The sequence below is a fragment of the Streptomyces griseomycini genome, assembly GCF_014203535.1.
In the GTDB taxonomy this organism is placed as follows: domain Bacteria; phylum Actinomycetota; class Actinomycetes; order Streptomycetales; family Streptomycetaceae; genus Streptomyces; species Streptomyces griseomycini.
The window spans coordinates 718,981-734,363 of sequence record NZ_JACHJI010000002.1 but is presented as its reverse complement, the minus strand read 5'-3'; the positions used below and the strand labels follow the sequence as shown (position 1 = coordinate 734,363).

General features: G+C 69.0%; 17 protein-coding genes. 14 read left to right on the top strand and 3 right to left on the bottom strand.

Features of this window, described 5'->3' with window-relative positions:
- Nucleotides 1-30 precede the first annotated feature (30 nt).
- From secY to FHS37_RS07805, 11 genes are all read left to right on the top strand, one after another.
- A complete protein-coding gene (secY, locus tag FHS37_RS07855; protein WP_184818451.1) occupies nt 31-1,344 on the top strand; it encodes a preprotein translocase subunit SecY in 1,314 nt (437 codons plus the stop codon).
- The gene (locus FHS37_RS07850; RefSeq protein ID WP_184818450.1) at nt 1,344-1,997 is read left to right on the top strand and encodes an adenylate kinase; all 654 of its coding nucleotides are present in this window, start codon (nt 1,344-1,346) and stop codon (nt 1,995-1,997) included. The genes secY and FHS37_RS07850 overlap by 1 nt, the downstream gene beginning before the upstream one ends.
- A gap of 123 nt (nt 1,998-2,120) precedes the next feature.
- Entirely contained in the window at nt 2,121-2,957 is an 837-nt protein-coding gene (map, locus tag FHS37_RS07845; RefSeq protein WP_184818449.1) for a type I methionyl aminopeptidase, read from the top strand.
- 161 nt (nt 2,958-3,118) lie between these two features.
- Nucleotides 3,119-3,340, top strand: a complete 222-nt coding sequence (gene infA / locus FHS37_RS07840; RefSeq protein ID WP_003948620.1) for a translation initiation factor IF-1 — start codon at nt 3,119-3,121, stop codon at nt 3,338-3,340.
- A gap of 60 nt (nt 3,341-3,400) precedes the next feature.
- Entirely contained in the window at nt 3,401-3,514 is a 114-nt protein-coding gene (rpmJ, locus tag FHS37_RS07835) for a 50S ribosomal protein L36 (protein WP_003974245.1), read from the top strand.
- 191 nt (nt 3,515-3,705) lie between these two features.
- On the top strand, nt 3,706-4,086 hold the full coding sequence (gene rpsM, locus FHS37_RS07830) for a 30S ribosomal protein S13 (protein WP_184818448.1): 381 nt from the start codon (nt 3,706-3,708) through the stop codon (nt 4,084-4,086).
- A 65-nt stretch (nt 4,087-4,151) separates the two neighbouring features.
- Nucleotides 4,152-4,556, top strand: a complete 405-nt coding sequence (gene rpsK / locus FHS37_RS07825) for a 30S ribosomal protein S11 (RefSeq protein WP_003956432.1) — start codon at nt 4,152-4,154, stop codon at nt 4,554-4,556.
- A gap of 254 nt (nt 4,557-4,810) precedes the next feature.
- Entirely contained in the window at nt 4,811-5,833 is a 1,023-nt protein-coding gene (locus tag FHS37_RS07820) for a DNA-directed RNA polymerase subunit alpha (protein WP_003966937.1), read from the top strand.
- A gap of 198 nt (nt 5,834-6,031) precedes the next feature.
- Nucleotides 6,032-6,568 carry a 50S ribosomal protein L17 gene (rplQ, locus tag FHS37_RS07815; RefSeq protein WP_184818447.1) on the top strand — a complete coding sequence of 179 codons (537 nt, stop codon included), beginning with the start codon at nt 6,032-6,034 and terminating at the stop codon, nt 6,566-6,568.
- Nucleotides 6,569-6,642: 74 nt separating this feature from the next.
- Complete coding sequence (gene truA / locus FHS37_RS07810) at nt 6,643-7,500, top strand: tRNA pseudouridine(38-40) synthase TruA (protein WP_184818446.1); 858 nt, start codon at nt 6,643-6,645, stop codon at nt 7,498-7,500.
- 227 nt (nt 7,501-7,727) lie between these two features.
- Nucleotides 7,728-9,230, top strand: a complete 1,503-nt coding sequence (locus FHS37_RS07805; protein ID WP_229889785.1) for a polysaccharide deacetylase family protein — start codon at nt 7,728-7,730, stop codon at nt 9,228-9,230.
- A 92-nt stretch (nt 9,231-9,322) separates the two neighbouring features.
- On the opposite strand, the gene FHS37_RS07800 is transcribed toward FHS37_RS07805, so the two are convergent.
- Nucleotides 9,323-9,529, bottom strand: a complete 207-nt coding sequence (locus FHS37_RS07800) for a hypothetical protein (RefSeq protein ID WP_184818443.1) — start codon at nt 9,527-9,529, stop codon at nt 9,323-9,325.
- Between the two features lie 24 nt (nt 9,530-9,553).
- The gene (locus FHS37_RS07795) at nt 9,554-10,747 is read right to left on the bottom strand and encodes a glycosyltransferase family 2 protein (protein WP_184818442.1); all 1,194 of its coding nucleotides are present in this window, start codon (nt 10,745-10,747) and stop codon (nt 9,554-9,556) included.
- 394 nt (nt 10,748-11,141) lie between these two features.
- Between FHS37_RS07795 and FHS37_RS07790 the strand changes: the two genes are divergently transcribed.
- The gene (locus tag FHS37_RS07790) at nt 11,142-12,515 is read left to right on the top strand and encodes a cellulose binding domain-containing protein (RefSeq protein WP_184818440.1); all 1,374 of its coding nucleotides are present in this window, start codon (nt 11,142-11,144) and stop codon (nt 12,513-12,515) included.
- 11 nt (nt 12,516-12,526) lie between these two features.
- Here FHS37_RS07790 and FHS37_RS07785 read toward each other — a convergent pair whose 3' ends face one another.
- Nucleotides 12,527-13,411, bottom strand: a complete 885-nt coding sequence (locus FHS37_RS07785) for a hypothetical protein (RefSeq protein WP_184818438.1) — start codon at nt 13,409-13,411, stop codon at nt 12,527-12,529.
- Nucleotides 13,412-13,485: 74 nt separating this feature from the next.
- Between FHS37_RS07785 and FHS37_RS07780 the strand changes: the two genes are divergently transcribed.
- Complete coding sequence (locus tag FHS37_RS07780; protein WP_184818436.1) at nt 13,486-14,703, top strand: glycosyltransferase 87 family protein; 1,218 nt, start codon at nt 13,486-13,488, stop codon at nt 14,701-14,703.
- Nucleotides 14,704-14,935: 232 nt separating this feature from the next.
- On the top strand, nt 14,936-15,379 hold the full coding sequence (gene rplM, locus FHS37_RS07775) for a 50S ribosomal protein L13 (protein WP_019526965.1): 444 nt from the start codon (nt 14,936-14,938) through the stop codon (nt 15,377-15,379).
- Nucleotides 15,380-15,383 lie beyond the last annotated feature (4 nt).

Sequence of the window (15,383 nt, the reverse complement as noted above, 5' to 3'; positions counted from 1 at the left end):
CGCACTGGCGCGGGGGTCGCAGGAGGCACCGTGCTCACCGCGTTCGCCCGGGCGTTCAAGACGCCCGACCTGCGCAAGAAGCTGCTCTTCACGCTCGGCATCATCGTCGTGTATCGGATCGGCACGAACATCCCGATCCCGGGTGTCGACTACCGCAATGTCCAGGCGTGCATCGACAACGCCGAGGCGAACCAGGGCCTGTTCGGGCTCGTCAACATGTTCAGCGGCGGCGCGCTGCTTCAGATCACGATCTTCGCGCTGGGCATCATGCCGTACATCACGGCGAGCATCATCCTGCAGCTGCTGACCGTGGTGATCCCGCGTCTGGAGGCCCTGAAGAAGGAGGGTCAGGCCGGCACGGCGAAGATCACGCAGTACACCCGTTACCTGACGGTCGCGCTCGCCATCCTCCAGGGCACCGGCCTGGTGGCCACCGCCCGCAGCGGCGCCCTCTTCCAGGGCTGCCCGGTCGCCAACCAGATCGTCCCGGACCAGTCGATCTTCGTGACCGTCACGATGGTCATCGTGATGACCGCCGGCACGGCCGTCGTGATGTGGCTCGGCGAGCTCATCACCGACCGCGGCATCGGCAACGGCATGTCGATCCTGATGTTCATCTCGATCGCCGCGACCTTCCCCTCCGCCCTGTGGGCCATCAAGCAGGAGGGCACCCTGGCGGACGGCTGGATCGAGTTCGGCACCGTCATGCTCGTCGGGTTCGTCATGGTCGCCCTGGTCGTCTTCGTCGAGCAGGCCCAGCGCCGGATCCCGGTGCAGTACGCCAAGCGCATGATCGGCCGCCGTTCCTACGGCGGTACCTCGACCTACATCCCGCTCAAGGTGAACCAGGCGGGCGTGATCCCCGTCATCTTCGCCTCGTCGCTGCTCTACATCCCCGCCCTGATCGTCCAGTTCTCCAACTCCGACGCGGGCTGGGCGGTCTGGATCCAGAAGAATCTGGCGGACACCGGCGCCACGCCGCACATCGTCCTGTACTTCCTGCTGATCGTGTTCTTCGCGTTCTTCTACGTGGCCATCACGTTCAACCCCGAGGAAGTCGCGGACAACATGAAGAAGTATGGTGGCTTCATCCCGGGCATCCGGGCTGGCCGACCGACCGCTGAGTACCTCAGCTACGTACTCAACCGGATCACCTGGCCGGGCTCGCTGTATCTGGGCCTGATCTCTCTCGTGCCGACAATGGCGTTGGCTGGTTTCGGGGCGAACCAGAACTTCCCGTTCGGCGGGACCAGCATCCTGATCATCGTGGGTGTCGGTCTCGAGACCGTGAAGCAGATCGAGAGCCAGCTCCAGCAGCGCAATTACGAAGGGTTCCTCCGCTGATGCGAATCGTCCTCGTCGGGCCGCCGGGTGCCGGAAAGGGCACGCAGGCCACCCGCCTTGCCGAGAAGCTGCGCATCCCGCACATCTCCACGGGTGACCTGTTCCGCGCCAACATCAGCCAGCAGACGGAGCTGGGCAAGCTCGCGAAGTCCTACATGGACGCCGGCAACCTCGTACCGGACGAGGTCACCATCGCCATGGCCAAGGACCGCATGGAGCAGCCCGACGCCGAGGGCGGCTTCCTGCTGGACGGCTTCCCGCGCAACGTCTCCCAGGCCGAGGCACTGGACGAGCTGCTCACCACCGAGGACATCGAGCTGGACGCGGTCCTCGACCTGGAGGCCCCCGAGGACGAGGTCGTCAAGCGGATCGCCGGCCGGCGCATCTGCCGCAAGGACTCCAGCCACGTCTTCCACGTGACGTACAGCCCGTCGAAGCAGGAGGGCGTCTGCGACGTCTGCGGCGGCGAGCTGTACCAGCGCGACGACGACTCCGAGGAGACCGTCCGGACGCGCCTGGAGGTCTACCACACGCAGACCGAGCCGATCATCGACTACTACAAGGCCCAGGGCCTCGTGGTGACGATCGCGGCGACGGGTCCGGTCGACGAGGTCACCGGGCGCGCGCTGGAGGCGCTCAAGCGCGACAAGTAGCGGCGTCCGATCGGCCGCGGTCCCCTGCGGGGACCGCGGCCGACGCGTGTGCCGGTGCGGGAGCCCGTCCCCGTATCGTTGATGGTGTCCGTCCCTTCCCGGTCCAGAAAGGCCGTCGCCCCCATGGTGCAGATCAAGACCCCCGAGCAGATCGCCAAGATGCGTGAGGCGGGGCTGGTCGTCGCCGCCATCCACGCGGCCACCCGCGAGGCCGCCGTGCCCGGGGCCACCACCAAGGACCTGGACCAGGTCGCCCGCAAGGTGCTCGCGGAGCACGACGCCAAGCCGAACTTCCTCGGCTACGGCGGCTTCCCCGCGACGATCTGCACCTCGGTGAACGAGGTCGTCGTCCACGGCATCCCCTCCGACGACGTCGTCCTCAAGGACGGGGACGTCATCTCCGTCGACTGCGGCGCGATCGTCGACGGCTGGCACGGCGACGCCGCCTACACCGCGTTCGTGGGGTCCGGTCACTCCCCGGAGCTGGTCGAGCTGTCCCGGGTGACCGAGGAGTCGATGTGGGCCGGCATCGCGGCCATGAAGCAGGGCAACCGGCTCGTCGACGTCTCCCGCGCGATCGAGACGTACATCCGCCGCCAGCCGAAGCCGGGCGGCGGCCGGTACGGGATCATCGAGGACTACGGCGGCCACGGCATCGGCACCGAGATGCACATGGACCCGCACCTGCTGAACTACGTCGACCGACGCCGCGGCAAGGGCCCCAAGCTGGTCCCGGGCTTCTGCCTCGCCATCGAGCCGATGGTCTCCCTGGGCACCCCGAGGACCGAGGTCCTCGAGGACGACTGGACGGTCGTCACCACCGACGGCACCTGGTCCTCCCACTGGGAGCACTCCGTCGCCCTCACGGAGCAGGGACCGCTGGTCCTGACGGCCCCCGACGGCGGCAGGGCGAAGCTGGCGGAGTACGGCATCACGGCGGCGCCCGACCCGCTCGGTTAAGGATCTCGCCCGTGGGGCAGACTTCTCCGTTTCGTGTTTCCGGGTGCGCTGACGTAGACTGACTCGTCGGCTCTTGTGCACCCGCATGTCCGCATGCGCCTCGAAGCCTCGAGAGGGTGCGCGCCGGAGTCGATCAAGGTAGTCGATTCGAAGGGCGAAGCGTGGCCAAGAAGCAAGGTGCCATCGAGATCGAGGGCACTGTCGTCGAGTCTCTGCCGAACGCCATGTTCAAGGTCGAGCTCCAGAACGGCCACCAGGTCCTGGCACACATCAGCGGCAAGATGCGCATGCACTACATCCGCATCCTCCCTGACGACCGGGTCGTGGTGGAGCTGTCTCCGTACGACCTGACGCGTGGCCGGATCGTTTACCGCTACAAGTAGATCTTGCCCGCGCCCCGGCTCGCCGGGGTGGTGGCACTGACCCGGAGAACCTCACATCCCATGAAGGTCAAGCCGAGCGTCAAGAAGATCTGCGACAAGTGCAGGGTGATCCGCCGTCACGGCCGGGTCATGGTCATCTGCGACAACCCGCGCCACAAGCAGCGCCAGGGCTGACCGCAGCACGACCGACCCTCTGCGACTTCCGCAGGGCTTCGCGCGACGCGAGCAACACACGTTCATACGCAGGGCCCGAGCCGCACGGCTCGACACCCCCGGCTCGGAGGCCGGGGACCCAGTTCGTACCTGGTACGGCGGCTGGGAGCCGGTCCTGTGGAAGACCTCCGACAATCAACTGGAGCCATTGAATGGCACGCGTTTCCGGTGTTGACATCCCGCGCGACAAGCGCGTGGAGATCGCCCTCACCTACGTGTTCGGCATCGGCCGGACCCTTTCCCAGCAGACGCTGGCCGCCACCGGCATCGACCCGAACACCCGCGTTCGCGACCTCTCCGAGGAGCAGCTCGTCGCGATCCGCGAGTACGTCGACAACAACATCAAGACCGAGGGTGACCTCCGTCGCGAGATCCAGGCCGACATCCGCCGCAAGGTCGAGATCGGCACCTACCAGGGTCTGCGTCACCGTCGCGGTCTGCCCGTCCGTGGTCAGCGCACCAGCACCAACGCGCGTACCCGCAAGGGCCCGCGTCGCGCCATCGCCGGCAAGAAGAAGCCGGGCAAGAAGTAGTCCGCAGCGGACGCCTGTCCACGGTCTTCGCTGTAGGACCGACCACCTCCCGTAGGAGTTAAGAGATGCCCCCCAAGGGACGTCAGGGCGCTGCCAAGAAGGTGCGCCGCAAGGAAAAGAAGAACGTCGCTCACGGCCACGCGCACATCAAGAGCACGTTCAACAACACGATCGTCTCGATCACGGACCCGTCCGGCAACGTGATCTCCTGGGCCTCCGCCGGCCACGTCGGCTTCAAGGGCTCCCGGAAGTCCACGCCGTTCGCCGCGCAGATGGCCGCCGAGTCGGCCGCCCGCCGCGCCCAGGAGCACGGCATGCGCAAGGTCGACGTGTTCGTCAAGGGCCCGGGTTCCGGTCGTGAGACCGCGATCCGCTCCCTGCAGGCCACGGGCCTCGAGGTCGGCTCCATCCAGGACGTCACCCCGACCCCGCACAACGGCTGCCGTCCGCCGAAGCGCCGTCGCGTCTGAGGCACCGGCTCGGCCGGACGGCTCCCTGCTGGGGGTGCGGGGGTCGCCCCCCGCGATGTCGCAGCACGGCTGCCGTCCGCCGAAGCGCCGCCGCGTCTGACGCACGGCCGCTTCGTTCGGCTTCGGGTTCCGGGCGGTACGGCTCGTAAGGGCCGTACCGCCCGTACCCTTGCAGTACCCGCACTTTTCCTCGGGTGCGGTTTCCGTCGGACGTCAAATAGCGGGCGTCCACGAAAGAAGGATCTGATCCACACATGCTGATCGCTCAGCGTCCCTCGTTGACCGAAGAGGTCGTCGACGAGTTCCGCTCCCGGTTCGTGATCGAGCCGCTGGAGCCGGGCTTCGGCTACACCCTCGGCAACTCCCTCCGCCGCACCCTCCTGTCGTCGATCCCCGGTGCCGCCGTCACCAGCATCCGCATCGACGGCGTCCTGCACGAGTTCACCACCGTGCCGGGCGTCAAGGAGGACGTCACCGACCTGATCCTCAACATCAAGCAGCTGGTCGTCTCCTCGGAGCACGACGAGCCGGTCGTGATGTACCTGCGCAAGCAGGGCCCGGGTCTGGTCACCGCCGCCGACATCGCGCCCCCGGCCGGTGTCGAGGTGCACAACCCCGACCTCGTCCTCGCCACGCTCAACGGCAAGGGCAAGCTGGAGATGGAGCTGACCGTCGAGCGCGGTCGCGGCTACGTCTCCGCCGTGCAGAACAAGCAGGTCGGCCAGGAGATCGGCCGGATCCCGGTCGACTCGATCTACTCGCCGGTCCTCAAGGTCACCTACAAGGTCGAGGCGACCCGTGTCGAGCAGCGCACCGACTTCGACAAGCTGATCGTCGACGTCGAGACCAAGCAGGCCATGCGTCCGCGCGACGCCATGGCGTCGGCCGGCAAGACCCTGGTCGAGCTGTTCGGTCTGGCCCGCGAGCTCAACATCGACGCCGAGGGCATCGACATGGGCCCGTCCCCGACGGACGCCGCCCTCGCCGCCGACCTGGCGCTGCCGATCGAGGAGCTGGAGCTCACGGTCCGCTCCTACAACTGCCTCAAGCGCGAGGGCATCCACTCCGTGGGTGAGCTCGTCGCCCGCTCGGAGGCCGACCTCCTCGACATCCGCAACTTCGGTGCGAAGTCGATCGACGAGGTCAAGGCGAAGCTGGCCGGCATGGGCCTGGCCCTCAAGGACAGCCCGCCCGGATTCGACCCGACCGCCGCCGCGGACGCCTTCGGCGCCGACGACGACGCGGACGCCGGGTTCGTCGAGACCGAGCAGTACTGAGCGCTCCGCGGGGAGGCCGTACTGCGTCTGCGGGCCGGTTGTGGCTGGTCGCGCCCACGCGACGGGAGCCACGTGTCGATGCCGCCCCGCGCCCTTTCCAGGCCCCTTCGGGGGCCTGGATCTCCGACGGGCGACCGCCCGCTCGGATACTGACCCCGGTACCTGATACGGCCGGGGCAGACACACAGGAGAAGAATCATGCCGAAGCCCACCAAGGGTGCCCGTCTGGGCGGCAGCGCCGCGCACGAGAAGCTGATGCTCGCGAACCTCGCGAAGTCGCTCTTCGAGCACGGCCGCATCACCACCACCGAGGCGAAGGCCCGCCGCCTGCGCCCGTACGCCGAGCGCCTGATCACCAAGGCGAAGAAGGGCGACCTTCACAACCGCCGCCAGGTGCTCCAGGTCATCACGGACAAGGGCGTCGTCCACACGCTCTTCACCGAGATCGGCCCGCGGTACGAGAACCGTCCGGGTGGCTACACCCGCATCACCAAGATCGGTAACCGCCGTGGCGACAACGCGCCCATGGCCGTCATCGAGCTGGTCGAGGCGCTGACGGTGCAGCAGTCGGCGGTCGGCGAGGCCGAGGCCGCGACCAAGCGCGCGGTCAAGGAAGACGCCCTCAAGAAGGACGAGTCCGCCGAGGCCAAGGCCGAGGAGACCAAGGACGAGGCCGCCGAGGCCCCGGCCGAGTCCTCCGCGGAAGCGGCTGAGGACAGCGCCAAGGACGCCTGAGGCACTGCTTCGCGTTGAGCGGGTCCGCCCTTTGCGGGGCGGGCCCGCTTCCGCGTTCCTGAGAGGATCTGTACGTGAGTGACGAAGTACAGCCCGGGTTCGTACGCATCCGTCTCGACCTGTCCTACGACGGCGCCGACTTCCACGGCTGGGCCAAGCAGGCCGGGGGCCGGCGGACCGTGCAGGGGGAGATCGAGGACGCGCTGCGGACCGTGACCCGGTCCGGGACGACGACGTACGAGCTGACCGTGGCCGGACGCACCGACGCCGGGGTGCACGCCCGGGGCCAGGTGGCGCACGTGGACCTGCCCGCCGGGGTGTGGGCGGAGCACAAGGGGAAGCTGCTGAAGCGGCTCGCCGGGCGGCTGCCGAAGGACGTGCGGGTGTGGGCCCTGCGGGAGGCGCCGGCCGGTTTCAACGCCCGGTTCTCGGCGATCTGGCGGCGCTACGCCTACCGCGTCACCGACAACCCGGGCGGGGTGGACCCGCTGCTGCGCGGCCACGTGCTGTGGCACGACTGGCCGCTCGACGTCGACGCGATGAACGAGGCGGCCCGGGGGCTGCTGGGGGAGCACGACTTCGCCGCCTACTGCAAGAAGCGGGAGGGGGCCACCACCATCCGGACCCTCCAGGAGCTGAGCCTGGTGCGGGGCGGGGACGGGATCATCACGGCGACGGTCCGGGCCGATGCGTTCTGCCACAACATGGTGCGCTCGTTGATCGGGGCGCTGCTGTTCGTGGGGGACGGGCACCGGGGAACCGAGTGGCCGGGGAAGGTGCTCGCGGCGGGGGTGCGGGATTCCGCCGTCCACGTGGTGCGGCCGCACGGACTGACCCTCGAGGAAGTCGGCTACCCCGCGGACGGGATGCTGGCGGCGCGCAGCCTCGAGGCGCGGAACAAGAGGGTGCTGCCAGGAAGCGGTTGCTGCTGAACGGCGCGGTGCGGGGCGGGCGTGCCCCGCTAGACTGCTGTGCGACGACGCCTCGTCCGCATCATCCGCTGGAATTTCCGCCGGTGGGGTGTATGGGGGACGACGAGGCCGTCGGGCCGCCACGACTTCTGTTCTGACACCTGTCTTGCACACCGGACGCGCCCATGGGGAGCGGCCGTCCGATGCTGTCGCGCGCGGCCGGATCCGCTGCGAGCCGGGGAGCCACTTTGAGCAGAGCCAGAAAGCACTCGGCGTCCGCCGAACGGGATTCCAGGGCGAAGGTGGGTCGGCGTTCGGTCCTCGGCCTGGTGGGGCTCGGAGGTCTGCTGACGGCCGGCGGCGTGGCCGCGGGCGTGGCGGGCAGGGACCTGATCCTGCCCGCGTCGGACGAGAGCGGCACCGGAGCCCTCGATCTCGGCGGGGGCAGGCGTCTCGAGAACCTGACCCCGCCGACGTACGCCCCGACCGGGCGCCGCCCGCGGTACCGGCGGGCGACCTGGAGCGAGCAGTTCCAGCAAGGGCACGAGTGGTCGGCCGGTGGTGAGGGCACCGCGTCCTCCGACTCCGACACCGAGGTCTTCACCCGGGGCGACCGCTCGTTGCGGGTCACCACGCGCGGCGACGGCGTCCAGTCCTTCGTGCGCCGTACCGGCATGGACTCGATGGACCTCAAGGGGAAGATGCTCCGTCTCGTCTTCCGGGTGGAGGACGTGGCCCATCTGAAGCGGATGGAGTTCTACCTGGGCAGCCGGGAACTGGCGAACTACTTCAGCTGGACCTTCCACTACCACGCGGCCGAGGGCACCAACTACGTGCAGTCGGGGGACTGGGTCACCGTCCACCTGCAGTGGGCGGACGTCACCGGCGCGTCCGGCGAGAACAAGCTGTCGTCGCGCGGTGAGCCGTCGGTCCGGTCCGGCTTCACCGACATGTCGTTCGCCGTGTACGACGACGGGAAGGGGCCGGTCACGTACCACCTCCAGGCCGTCGAGGTGGTGGCGGACACCACGGACGTCTTCCCCAAGGGCGTCGTCTCGATCACCTTCGACGACTCGCACAAGTCGGTGCACGATTTCGCCCGTCCGGTCATGGACCGGTACGGAATGCCCGGAACGCTCTACAACATCGCCGACGCGATAGGCACCGAGCCTTTCATGAGCATCGGACAGATGCGTTCCCTGCAGGACTCGTCCGGCTGGGAGATGGCCGGACACGCCTACTCGCTCAAGGCACATGACGCGAGCTACCCGAAACTCGCCGCGGAGGAGGTCGACGACGACTTCCGCAAGCTGCGCGAGTGGCTGGTCGCGCACGGCTTCACCAGCGAGCACTTCGCCTATCCGCACGGGGCGTTCGGGAAGACCCGTGACGGTGTGCCCGTCGACCTGCTGGCCGCCCGGCACTTCACCACCGCGCGTTCCATCATCTCCGAGACGTCCGAGAGCTTCGCTCCGGCGATGCCGTACCGGCTCAAGGCGCTGACCGGGATCAACGACGGAGAGGAGACGAGCGGTGAGACGCTCGCCGACGTGATCGGGGCGGGTGGCGCGCTGGACCGCTGCGCGCGCAGCGGCGACTGGCTCATCCTGTGTCTGCACCGGATCGTCGAGGGTGTTCCCACGGAGAACACGGAACTGAGCACCAAGGGCCTCGCCCGCCTGATGCGCGAGATCGACAAGCGGGGCATCGAGGTGCTGACGGTGCAGGAGGCGATGGCGTACTACGCCTGACAGCGACCCCGGGCCGTCCGCAGGACGAGGCCGGGGGCGCCGCACAGGATCCTGTGCGGCGCCCCCGGCCTTCGAGCGTGTGCGGCGTGCGGTCAGGTGCGGCGCGCACGCCTTCCGCTGCCGGCCGCCCGGCGGTCATGGCGGCGCCGCTTGATGGAGAGCATCCAGCTCACCAAGGTGACGGTGACGGCCAGGCACGTGAAGCCGAGGACGACGATATCGACCTGGGTGACCTTCGTGACGGTGTAGGCGATGCCCGCGAGAACCGCGCAGGCTCCGAGGCCTCTGAGGGTGTTCATCTTTCTCCTGCGCCTGTCTGTCTGTTACTTCCAGGCGGACACACGAGTCACGTAGGACTTCAGAATGGAGGACACGAGCCAGTAGGCCCGTACGACGGTGTAGACCAGCTCGGGGATGAGCAGGGCCTCGACGAGCATCGCCTTCCAGCCCAGGTTTCGCACCCGCAGCGCGGGATAGACGATCCAGAAGGCGAGCAGGGCCCACAGCAGCGGGTGCGTGTCCAGGCTGTACTGGGCCGCGGCGATGAGCTGGCGGGCGCCCCAGACGAAGATGTACGCGAAGCCGAACAGGCCCAGGATCATGGTGATGATGGAGTGCCAGGTGAACTTGGTCCAGCCGCGGCGGCGCAGTGCGTCCACGGTGCCCCGGCTCCACCGCTCGCGCTGCTGGATCAGCTCGCGCAGGGTGGGCATGAGGTCGGTGTACGCGATGCACAGCTGGTTGGCCGTGACCTTCCAGCCGGACTCCTTGAGCGCCAGCGTGGTCTCGTAGTCCTCGACGAGGTTGCGGTGGTCCTCCCAGAACACCTCGCCGCGCCAGTCGATCAGGCCCTGCAGGGCCTCGGCGCGGTAGAAGGAGCCGGCGCCCGACATGGTGTGGACGTCCCTGCGGAAGCGCGAGTTGGCCGCCCGGCCGTACTCGATGATCTGCATGCCGAGCAGGAACCGCTGCCAGGGGTTCCGCCACAGGTCGGTGCGGCCGAGGCAGGCCGCGCTGACACCGCCGATCTCGGGGTCGGACGAGATGACGTTGCGGGCGCGCTCGATGAACCGGGAGTGCAGTTCGGTGTCGGCGTCCATGACGAGGATGTGGCCCACACGGCCGTTGAGACGGCCGCCGACGGACTGCCTGAGCCAGTCCAGGCCGTAGTTGAGGGCGCCGGCCTTCTTGTGGGGGTTGTCCGGGAAGTTCAGCACGACGGTCGGCGGCGTGCTCGGGTCCTCGGCGAACTGGAGCGCGTAGTCCTCGGTGCGGTCGGTGGAGTTGTTGACCACCACGACGATCAGGTCGGGTCGACGGGACTGCTGGGACAGGGACTCGAGCGAGGTGAAGACCCCGACCTCCTCGTTCCGCGCGGGAACCAGGACGACGGTCTCGTAGACCAGGGTGGCCGCGGTGGAGACCGCGTGGACGCCCCCACCACGACCTCTTCGGTGACGACTGCGAGCCGCCGACTGCCTTTCAGCCCAGTCGTGGTCCGTGTCGATGACGGACAAGGCGATCCCCCCACCCTGTTTTCTCTTGAGGCAACAGACCCACTCCGTGTGGGCAGTGCGAAGGCGCTTGTGAAGATACAGCAACCGTCTCTGACCCCTGGAAGTTTGAACAGGTAGTCATGAGCAGGGGTATTCGGCGCAAGTTGGACAGTGTGCCAGTTCCCGGCTGCCTGTTATTGGCACGTGAATCCATTCAATTCAGGCAATCGCGTCAGGGGTTGTGCAATGTCGAAGTGAATAAGGTCACGTGCGCGACGCGGTGGGGTCGGCCGTGAGAGTCCGGTGAACATGTGCCTAAGATTCGCTCGACAGCCGGCCGTGGACTCTGGGGTATTTCGTGACCCGTCGCAGGAAATCATCTGATAGGGGACGAAGCTTCCTTGTCATCGCCTCTGTGGTGGTCCTCCTGGCCGCCGCCGGTGCGGCCGCCTACCGGTGGTGGCCGTCGGACGGGGAATCCACGGCCCTGACCGTCCGCTACCGCACCGAAGGCCCGGCGGTGACGGACGCCGCCAAGCCCTGGCTGGAAGTCATCAACACGTCCGGCAAGACGGTGGACCTCGCCGACGTCACCGTCCGGTACCACTACACCGCCGACGACGGTGCCCGGTTCGCGGCCAACTGCGTGCAGACGTCCCTCGACTGCTCCACGGTCACCCTGCGCACGGCCGCCGCGCAGAAGTCCGGCCCCAAAGCCGATCACTACCTGGAGATCGGCTTCGCCGGGGAGGCCCGCACCCTGAAGCCCGGCGGGACGACCGAGGCGATCGGGCTCCAGCTGTACCGCGTCGACCACGAGAAGCTGGACCAGTCGGACGACTACTCGTTCGACGCGGCGAAGACGTCCTACCAGGAGTCCGAGCGGGTCACGGCCTATCTGGGCGGGGACCAGGTGTGGGGCGAGGGGCCCCACGGCGAGACCACGGGGTCCGGGGGACGGACGAACGCGGGGGCCCCCGCCGAAGCGGCGCGGCCGCCCGCCGGAGTCCTCTTCGACGACTTCGCCTACACGGGCCCCGGGGATCCGGCGCTCACCGCCAACGGCTGGGAGGTGCGCAGCGGCGCGGGCGGCCCGGGCGTCGAGGACTCGTGGTCGGCGAAGGGGGTCACGTTTCCCGCCGGCGAGAACGAGGACGGCGGGCAGGCGCTGCGGCTGGAGGCCCGTACCGACGGCACCGCGAAGGGAACGGTGCAGTCCGAGTTCCACACCGCGCGTCCGGTGTTCCGCGAAGGCACCCTCGTCGCCCGCGTGCACTTCAGCGACGAACCGGTGAACGGCCAGGACGGTGATCACGTCTCGCAGTCCGTCTTCGCCATCTCGCCGGACCACCAGTCGAAGAAGTACAGCGAACTCGACTTCGAGTACATGCCGAACGGCGGCTGGGGCCGCTACGGCCCGATTCTCGACACCACCAGCTGGCGCAGCAGCAACCTGGGCGACCGGGTCACCCGGCCCCACCAGCTGAAGCTCGGCGGCTGGCACACCCTGGCCATGACCGCGGCCGACGGCAAGGTCACCTACTCGGTGGACGGTGAAGTGCTGTTCACCAGCGGGAAGGCGTACCTCCCGCGCGAGTCGATGAGCATCAACTTCAGCAACTGGTTCATCGACCTCCCCTTCAAGGGGGAGCGTTCCTGGGCGATGAAGGTCGACTGGGTGTACCTTGGGGCCGGCCAGGTCGTCTCCCCGGACGACGCGGCGAAGGCCGCGGCCGACCTCGCCGCCGCGGGCACGAGGTACGTGAACACGCTCCCGGGGAGCGACTGACGGGACGGCGGTCAGCCCGCCTGGGCCGCCGCCGAGGCCTGGGCCTTGCCCCTGCGGTGGATCTGCCGGAGCGTGAACTCCTGGAGGTCGTCGCCCGTGGTGAAGACGGCCGCGTCCTTCGTCGTCACGTCCTTGCCGTCGGTGAAGCCGGCCAGGGTGAAGTAGGCGTAGCGACCGTAGGAGTTGGTGGTCGAGCGGCAGACCGCGCCGTCGCAGAACTCCTTGACGCCGCCGCCCGCCAACGACTTGACGATGCTCTTCTTGTCGACCTGCTGCCTGGCCCTGGTCGCCTGGGCCTCGGTGTCGAAGACGGCCACGCCGACCGTCACCGCCACGCCGTCCTTGGTGTAGGTGACGCGCATCAGGCGGGTGCAGCCGTTGTCGGTGAGGACCTTGGGGAGGGTGGCCTTCGCGGCCGAGGCGCAGTTGCGGGTGTCGGCCGTCGGGCCCTTCTTGTACACCGTCTCGCCCATGGTCAGCTGTGTGCCCGGGAAGAGGATGTCCGGGCTCAGCGGCGCCTTGTCCTTCTTCGCGCTGGCGATGAAGTCCCTGGGGTCCAGCGGGGGCGGCGCGCTCGTCGGGGCGAACGACGGCACCGTGCCCGTGGCGCTCGGGACGTCGGAGGACCCGGGCTGCCGGGAGGACGGGCCGCCCGCGACCTGTTCGTCGCCGTTCGCCGAGACGACGGCCACCGCGACGGCCGTGCCTATCGCGACGGTGGCGATTGCGGCACCGCCCATGAGCAGCAGCCGGCGCCGCTTGTTGCGGGCCTCGGAGGCCTCGGCGAGCGCGGCCCAGTCGGGGGACTGGCTCGCACCGCCGCTGTTCCAGGGCTGCTGGGAATTCGGTTTCCAGGGATCCCACTGCTGCTGAGGTCCCCCCTGCCCAAAACTCATGGGGCGCATCTTAGACGGGGCACGGGGCGTGCTGGTCCGTCCCAACGAGCCCCGCAGACCCTAGCGTTGCGCCCATGATGACGGGCAAAAGCGACATCTCCGGGTGGTTGGTGCGTCCCGCGGGCCGGCCCCTGTGGGCGGGACTCGTGGTGCTGCTGGGGGCATTGACGGTGCACACGGTGCGCGTGACCTCGGACGGGGGGATGGACAACGCGATCGTCGTGGACGCCGCGCGGACCTGGCTGGCCGGTGGCTCGCCGTACGACGATCCGCACTTCCTCTATCTGCCGAGCGCCGTCCCGGCCGCCGCCCCGCAGGCGCTGCTGCCGCGGCCCGTGCTCGACGTGCTGGTGCCGCCGGCGGTGACCGCCGCCCTCGCGCTGGGCTGGGCCTGTGCCCTGAGGCTGCACCGCGTGCCGCTGCACAGCAGGCTCGCCGCGCTCGGGCTGCTGGGTCTCGCGGCCGGCTTCGCGCCGTTCGGGCAGCTGGTGCGGCTGGGCAACTGGACGGTGACGGCCGCGCTCGCGCTGCCGCTGTGCCTGCTGCTGGCGAGCCGGGGCCGGTGGGTCGCGGCGGGCGCGGTCGTCGGGGTGGCGGTGGCGCTGAAGCCGCTGCTCGCGCCGATGGCGCTGCTGTTCCTCTTCGCGCGCCGGTGGCGGGCGCTGGCCGTGCTGCTGGTGGTGCCGTCGGCGGCCTCGGCCGCGGCGGCGCTGCTGCTGCCGGACCCGGCGGGCTTCTTCACCCGCACCCTGCCGTTCCTGCTGCGCGGCGACGACGCCTTCGTCCGGCTCTACGAGGCCTCGCCGGCGGCGGTGCTGCCCCGGCTGGGCGTGCCCGGGGTGGCGGCCGGACTGCTCGCGCTGCTCGCGGCCGCGGTGGGGACGGGGTGCGCGTACCGGCGCTGGCACGGGCCGGGGCCGGTGCCGCTGCGGCTGGCGGAGACGTCCGCGGGGCTGATGCTCTCGGCGTTCCTCGTCTCGCGGCCCTCCTACAACCACTACCTCCTGGTCGTCCTGCCGCTGCTGCTCGCCGGTCTGCCGTACGCCGGGTCGGTGGCCCGGCGGCCCTGGTTCTGGCTCGCCCTGGTGCCGCAGCTGCCGGGGGTGACGTGGCCGTGGCTGGAGTCGGGGCGGCGCCGGGCCTTCCGGGACGCGTTCACGCTGTGCGCGCTGGCGGTGACGGTCGGGCGTCACCGCGTGCGGGGGGCGGGTGACCCGGACGGCCCACGCGGGGCGCCGGGAGAGGGGCGTCCGGCCGCGGAAGAGCGGCGTGCGGTCGTAGAATCGGCGTAGCCCACCGACGGCGGTCTCGTTTTGACCCGTCCGGCCGAGCGTGGGTATCCTGCATGTTCGTTATGTGTATTGGCTTGCTCATTCTCACGTGAGGGGCCCTTACACCGGTCCACCGGGCCGATGACCAGCGACCAGCACGCGGTTTGCGTCACCGCGGTGCGGTCAGGGCTGTCGTGATCGTCTTCGGTGACCTTGTCAGGACCATTCACTGAAGAAGCGAAGGCTACGAACCGTGCGTACGTACAGCCCCAAGCCCGGCGATGTGACGCGCCAGTGGCACGTCATCGACGCTCAGGACGTCGTCCTGGGTCGTCTGGCCTCCACCGCGGCCTCCATCCTGCGCGGCAAGCACAAGCCGATCTACGCGCCCCACGTCGACACCGGTGACTTCGTCATCATCATCAACGCCGACAAGGTGCACCTCTCCGGCAACAAGCGGACCCAGAAGATGGCGTACCGCCACTCGGGCTACCCGGGCGGTCTGCGCTCCGTCCGCTACGACGAGCTGCTCGCGAAGAACCCCGAGAAGGCCATCGAGAAGGCCGTCAAGGGCATGCTCCCCAAGAACACCCTGGGCCGTCAGATGCTCTCGAAGCTGAAGGTCTACTCGGGCGACCAGCACCCGCACGCTGCCCAGCAGCCGGTGCCGTTCGAGATCACCCAGGTCGCGCAGTAAGTCC

What these genes read in the sequence shown, in the direction of transcription:
- map (WP_184818449.1), top strand. Translation starts at nt 2,121, where the DNA reads ATGGTGCAGATCAAGACCCCCGAGCAGATCGCCAAGATGCGTGAGGCG.
- FHS37_RS07785 (WP_184818438.1), bottom strand. Translation starts at nt 13,411, where the DNA reads ATGAGTTTTGGGCAGGGGGGACCTCAGCAGCAGTGGGATCCCTGGAAA.
- rpmJ (WP_003974245.1), top strand. Translation starts at nt 3,401, where the DNA reads ATGAAGGTCAAGCCGAGCGTCAAGAAGATCTGCGACAAGTGCAGGGTG.
- rpsK (WP_003956432.1), top strand. Translation starts at nt 4,152, where the DNA reads ATGCCCCCCAAGGGACGTCAGGGCGCTGCCAAGAAGGTGCGCCGCAAG.
- FHS37_RS07850 (WP_184818450.1), top strand. Translation starts at nt 1,344, where the DNA reads ATGCGAATCGTCCTCGTCGGGCCGCCGGGTGCCGGAAAGGGCACGCAG.
- FHS37_RS07800 (WP_184818443.1), bottom strand. Translation starts at nt 9,529, where the DNA reads ATGAACACCCTCAGAGGCCTCGGAGCCTGCGCGGTTCTCGCGGGCATC.
- FHS37_RS07780 (WP_184818436.1), top strand. Translation starts at nt 13,486, where the DNA reads ATGATGACGGGCAAAAGCGACATCTCCGGGTGGTTGGTGCGTCCCGCG.
- rplQ (WP_184818447.1), top strand. Translation starts at nt 6,032, where the DNA reads ATGCCGAAGCCCACCAAGGGTGCCCGTCTGGGCGGCAGCGCCGCGCAC.
- rpsM (WP_184818448.1), top strand. Translation starts at nt 3,706, where the DNA reads ATGGCACGCGTTTCCGGTGTTGACATCCCGCGCGACAAGCGCGTGGAG.
- FHS37_RS07820 (WP_003966937.1), top strand. Translation starts at nt 4,811, where the DNA reads ATGCTGATCGCTCAGCGTCCCTCGTTGACCGAAGAGGTCGTCGACGAG.